The sequence below is a fragment of the Halorubrum sp. SD626R genome (genome assembly GCF_001261915.1).
In the GTDB taxonomy this organism is placed as follows: domain Archaea; phylum Halobacteriota; class Halobacteria; order Halobacteriales; family Haloferacaceae; genus Halorubrum.
The window spans coordinates 1-4,098 of the sequence record NZ_CVRT01000035.1 but is presented as its reverse complement, the minus strand read 5'-3'; the positions used below and the strand labels follow the sequence as shown (position 1 = coordinate 4,098).

6 protein-coding genes and 1 pseudogene are annotated in these 4,098 nt (G+C 67.2%); all 7 read left to right on the top strand.

Annotation, left to right across the window (positions count from 1 at the left end):
* Nucleotides 1–692 (top strand): annotated as a pseudogene (locus tag SD626R_RS02915) (NADH-quinone oxidoreductase subunit C); the annotation flags it as partial.
* Nucleotides 692–1,765 carry a complex I subunit 1/NuoH family protein gene (locus SD626R_RS02910; RefSeq protein WP_092563233.1) on the top strand — a complete coding sequence of 358 codons (1,074 nt, stop codon included), beginning with the start codon at nucleotides 692–694 and terminating at the stop codon, nucleotides 1,763–1,765. The pseudogene SD626R_RS02915 and the gene SD626R_RS02910, both read left to right, overlap by 1 nt.
* 1 nt (nucleotide 1,766) lies before the next feature.
* The gene (locus tag SD626R_RS02905) at nucleotides 1,767–2,228 is read left to right on the top strand and encodes a NuoI/complex I 23 kDa subunit family protein (protein ID WP_092563230.1); all 462 of its coding nucleotides are present in this window, start codon (nucleotides 1,767–1,769) and stop codon (nucleotides 2,226–2,228) included.
* 49 nt (nucleotides 2,229–2,277) lie between these two features.
* The gene (locus SD626R_RS02900) at nucleotides 2,278–2,544 is read left to right on the top strand and encodes an NADH-quinone oxidoreductase subunit J (RefSeq protein ID WP_092563227.1); all 267 of its coding nucleotides are present in this window, start codon (nucleotides 2,278–2,280) and stop codon (nucleotides 2,542–2,544) included.
* Nucleotides 2,541–2,900, top strand: a complete 360-nt coding sequence (locus tag SD626R_RS02895) for a hypothetical protein (RefSeq protein WP_092563224.1) — start codon at nucleotides 2,541–2,543, stop codon at nucleotides 2,898–2,900. The genes SD626R_RS02900 and SD626R_RS02895 overlap by 4 nt, the downstream gene beginning before the upstream one ends.
* Nucleotides 2,900–3,220, top strand: a complete 321-nt coding sequence (gene nuoK / locus SD626R_RS02890) for an NADH-quinone oxidoreductase subunit NuoK (protein ID WP_092563221.1) — start codon at nucleotides 2,900–2,902, stop codon at nucleotides 3,218–3,220. Before SD626R_RS02895 ends, nuoK begins: the two co-directional genes overlap by 1 nt.
* Nucleotide 3,221: 1 nt before the next feature.
* Nucleotides 3,222–4,098 (top strand): NADH-quinone oxidoreductase subunit 5 family protein (locus SD626R_RS02885; protein ID WP_303645073.1); only part of this gene is annotated, 877 nt, incomplete at its 3' end.

The following is a 4,098-nucleotide window of genomic DNA, read 5'->3' as shown; positions in this document are numbered from 1 at the left end:
CGGGCCAGCGGCTGATGTTCAACTACTTCCGGCTCGGCGGCGTCGTCTGGGACCTGCCGGAGCCGCGCGAGGAGTTCTTCTCGAAGACGCGCGATTTCCTCGACCAGCTTCCGGAGTCCGTCGAGGAGTACCACAACCTCGTCACCTCCAACGAGATCTTCCAGATGCGGACGATCGACACGGGCATCCTCCCGCCGGACGTCGCGAAGAACTACGGCGCGACCGGTCCGGTCGCTCGCGGGTCCGGGGTCGACTACGACCTCCGGCGGGACGACCCGTACGGCTACTACGACGAGCTCGACTGGGACGTCGTCACCGAGGACGGCTGCGACAACTTCAGCCGCCTGCTCGTCCGGATGCGCGAGGTCGAGGAGTCGGCGAAGATCATCGAGCAGTGCGTGGACCTGCTCGAAGACTGGCCGGAAGACGAGCGGACGATTCAGGCGAACGTGCCGCGCACGCTGCGTCCCGACGACGACACCGAGATCTACCGCGCCGTTGAGGGCGCGAAGGGCGAACTCGGGATCTACATCCGCTCCGACGGCACCGACAAGCCCGCCCGCTTCAAGATTCGGTCGCCGTGCTTCTCGAACCTCCAGACGCTGCCCGAGATGGCTAACGGGGAGTACATCCCCGACGTCATCGCGGCGCTCGGGAGCCTCGACATCGTGCTCGGGGAGGTGGACCGCTGATGGGGACGGCGCCCGCACAGCTGTTCCCCGAGTTCCTCGTCGACACGTTCGGGCTGCCGGGCGTGCTCGGCGAGGTCGTCGCGGCCCTGATCGCCGCCGCCGTCGTCGGGAACATCGTTCTCGCGTTCACCGGCGTCGCCGGCCCGTGGGCGAAACGGAAGATCACGGCGGCGTTCACCGACCGGATCGCGGTCAACCGGATCGGTCCGTTCGGGCTCCTGATCATCCCGGCGTCCGCCGTTCAGCTGCTCGCGAAGGAGCTGATCGTCCCCGAGGGCGTCGACCGCCCGTCGTGGGACATCGCGCCGGTCATCCTGCCGGCGTCGGCGCTGCTCGGCTTCTCGGTGATCCCGATGGGCCGCCTCGGCCCGATCAACTTCCACCTCGCCGACCCGGAGGTCGGGTTCGCGCTGGTGTTCGCGTTCGCCTCCATCGCCTCGGTCTCGCTGGTGATGGCCGGCTACGCGTCGAACAACAAGTACTCGCTGCTCGGCGGGCTGCGCGCGGTCGCGCAGAACCTCGCGTACGAGATCCCGCTCATCGTCACGGCGATGTCCGTCGTGATCTTCGCGGGCACCCTCCAGATGAGCGGCATCGTCGGCGCGCAGACGACGACGCTGGTGACGATCGCCGGGATCGACATCCCGGCGTGGTACGCCTTCGTGAACCCGTTCGCGTTCGTCCTGTTCCTCACGGCGAACCTGGCGGAGATCGGGCGGAACCCGTTCGACATCCCGGAGGCGCCGACGGAGATCGTCGCCGGCTACCAGACGGAGTACTCCTCCGCGTACTTCGTCCTCTTCTACCTCGGCGAGTTCGTGCACATCTTCCTCGGCGGCGCGATCCTCGCCGTGACGTTCCTCGGCGGGGCCTCCGGGCCGGGCCCGGAGAGCATCGGCTTCATCTGGTTCGTGGTGAAGATCTGGGGCTTCTTCCTGTTCACGCAGTGGGCCCGCTCCGCGCTGCCGCGCGTCCGCATCGACCAGCTGATCGAGATCGGCTGGAAGGGAATGCTGGTGCTGTCGTTCGCGAACCTGGTGCTCACGGCCGTAATCGTGGGGGTGATCGCGTAACATGATCGGACTCATGAAATCCATGGCGACGACGATGAAACACGCGCTGGACGGGTCGACGTTCACGGTGGAATACCCGGAGGACGCGCCCGAGGTGAGCCCGCGGTTCCGCGGGATCCACAAGTTCAGCCAGGAGCGGTGCATCTGGTGCCGCCAGTGCGAGAACGTCTGTCCGAACGACACGATCCAGATCGTACAGGACGACCAGCGCAACGGGGAGCAGTACAACCTCCACATCGGGCAGTGCATCTACTGCCGGCTCTGCGAGGAGGTCTGCCCCGTCGACGCCATCCTGCTGACACAGAACTTCGAGTTCACCGCGGACACGAAGGACGACTTCGTGTTCAACAAAGAACAGCTCAAGAACGTCCCGTGGTACAAGGGAATCGACCCGCTGGAGTCCCGCAACCCCGATCGCGGCGCGTGGATCGGGGAGGGCGACGGCGAGGTCGACTACCAGTAGCGGGCGCGTCTCGAAATCTTCAAAGGGGTTCTCATAGGAGACAAACACAATGGTTTATGCTACCATCGCGTTCGGGCTGTTCGCCGCGGTCACGCTGGCGTTCGCCCTCGGGGTCGTCCTGGCGCGCGACGTGTTCCACGCCGCGCTGCTTCTGGGCGGAGCCCTCACGAGCGTCGCGGTACATTACGTGATGCTCCAGGCGGAGTTTATCGCCGCCATGCAGATCCTCGTCTACGTGGGCGGGGTTCTGATCTTAGTCACGTTCGGCGTGATGCTCACGCGATCGGAGACGGAAACGGAGGTGAATAGCGCATGAGCGACGGAGATTCCCGGCGGGGCGGGCGCATCGTCCCCGCCGCGGCGGTCGGGCTCCTCTTCGGCGCGATGGCCTTGACGGCGCTGTCGGCCGACTTCGCGGCGGAGGGGGCCGGCTTCCCGACCGACGCGTCGGTCGTCCACAACATCGGGTACGCCCTGTTCAACCTCGGCGCGTACGACGTCGCGACGATTCCCTCCGAGGGGTTCCTCGCCGCGTTCCTGATCGCCGCCGTGGCGCTCGACGTCGCCGTCGACGGCGCGGTGTACCTGGCGAAACGCGAGGAGGGCGGCTCGATCATCGCCGCCGTGGGGCAGGCGTTCACCGACGGCGGGCGCGAGGGGGGTGAGCGGTAATGACCGCCGTCGCCTCCTCGATCCCGCCGGAGTGGTACCTGCTGCTCGCGGCCGCCGTCTTCTGTGTCGGGCTGTTCGGCGTGCTCACGCGGCGCGACGCGCTGTACTTCCTGATGAGCGTCGAGCTCATGATGAACGCGGCGAACATCAACTTCGTCGCGTTCGCGCTGTACTACGGCGACCTCACGGGGCAGGTGTTCGCGCTGTTCGTCATCGCGCTCGCGGCCGCGGAGGTCGCGATCGGGATCGGCATCATCCTCGTGCTGTACCGCAACTTCGGCGTCACCGACGTGACCGTTCCGACGGAGATGAGGTGGTAACATGATAGACGTGTTCTCATACGTTCCGGCGATCGTCCTCCTCCCGTTCTTCTCGTTCCTGATCGCGCTCGGCGCGGGCAAGTACCTCCCCAAGGGAGGCGCCTTCGGGGGCATCGCGGCGACGGCGGGCTCCTTCCTGCTCTCGCTGTGGGTGCTCGCGACGGTCGCGGGCGGCGCGGCGGCGAACCGCACGATCTACACGTGGGCGAGCGCCGGCGGGATCGGCCCGACGGACGTCGAACTCTCCTTCGGGATCTTAATCGACCCGCTGTCGGCGCTCATGCTCGTCATCGTGACGCTCGTCGCGCTGCTCGTGCACGTGTTCTCGCTCGGCTACATGAACGACGAGGGCGAGACCGGCCTCCCGCGCTACTACGCCGGGCTCGGCCTGTTCACGGCGTCGATGCTCGGCTTCGTGGTCGCCGATAACCTGCTGATGGCGTTCATGTTCTTCGAGCTGGTCGGGCTCTGCTCGTACCTGCTCATCGGGTTCCACTTCCGCGAGCCCGGCCCGCCGTCGGCGGCGAAGAAGGCGTTCCTCGTCACCCGCTTCGGCGACTACTTCTTCCTGATCGGCGTCGTCGCCGTCATCGGGACGTTCGGCACGGCGCAGTTCGCCGGACCGGAGTCGTTCCCGGCGCTGGCCGAGGCGGCGCTCGGCGGCGAGGGCTCGGTCGCGTGGACGCCCGGCGGACTCGACCTGCAGACGTGGCTCACCGTCGTCGGCCTGCTCGTCCTCGGCGGCGTCGTCGGGAAGTCGGCGCAGTTCCCGCTGCACACGTGGCTCCCCGACGCGATGGAGGGTCCGACGCCCGTCTCCGCGCTGATCCACGCCGCGACGATGGTCGCGGCCGGCGTCTACCTCGTCGCGCGGATGT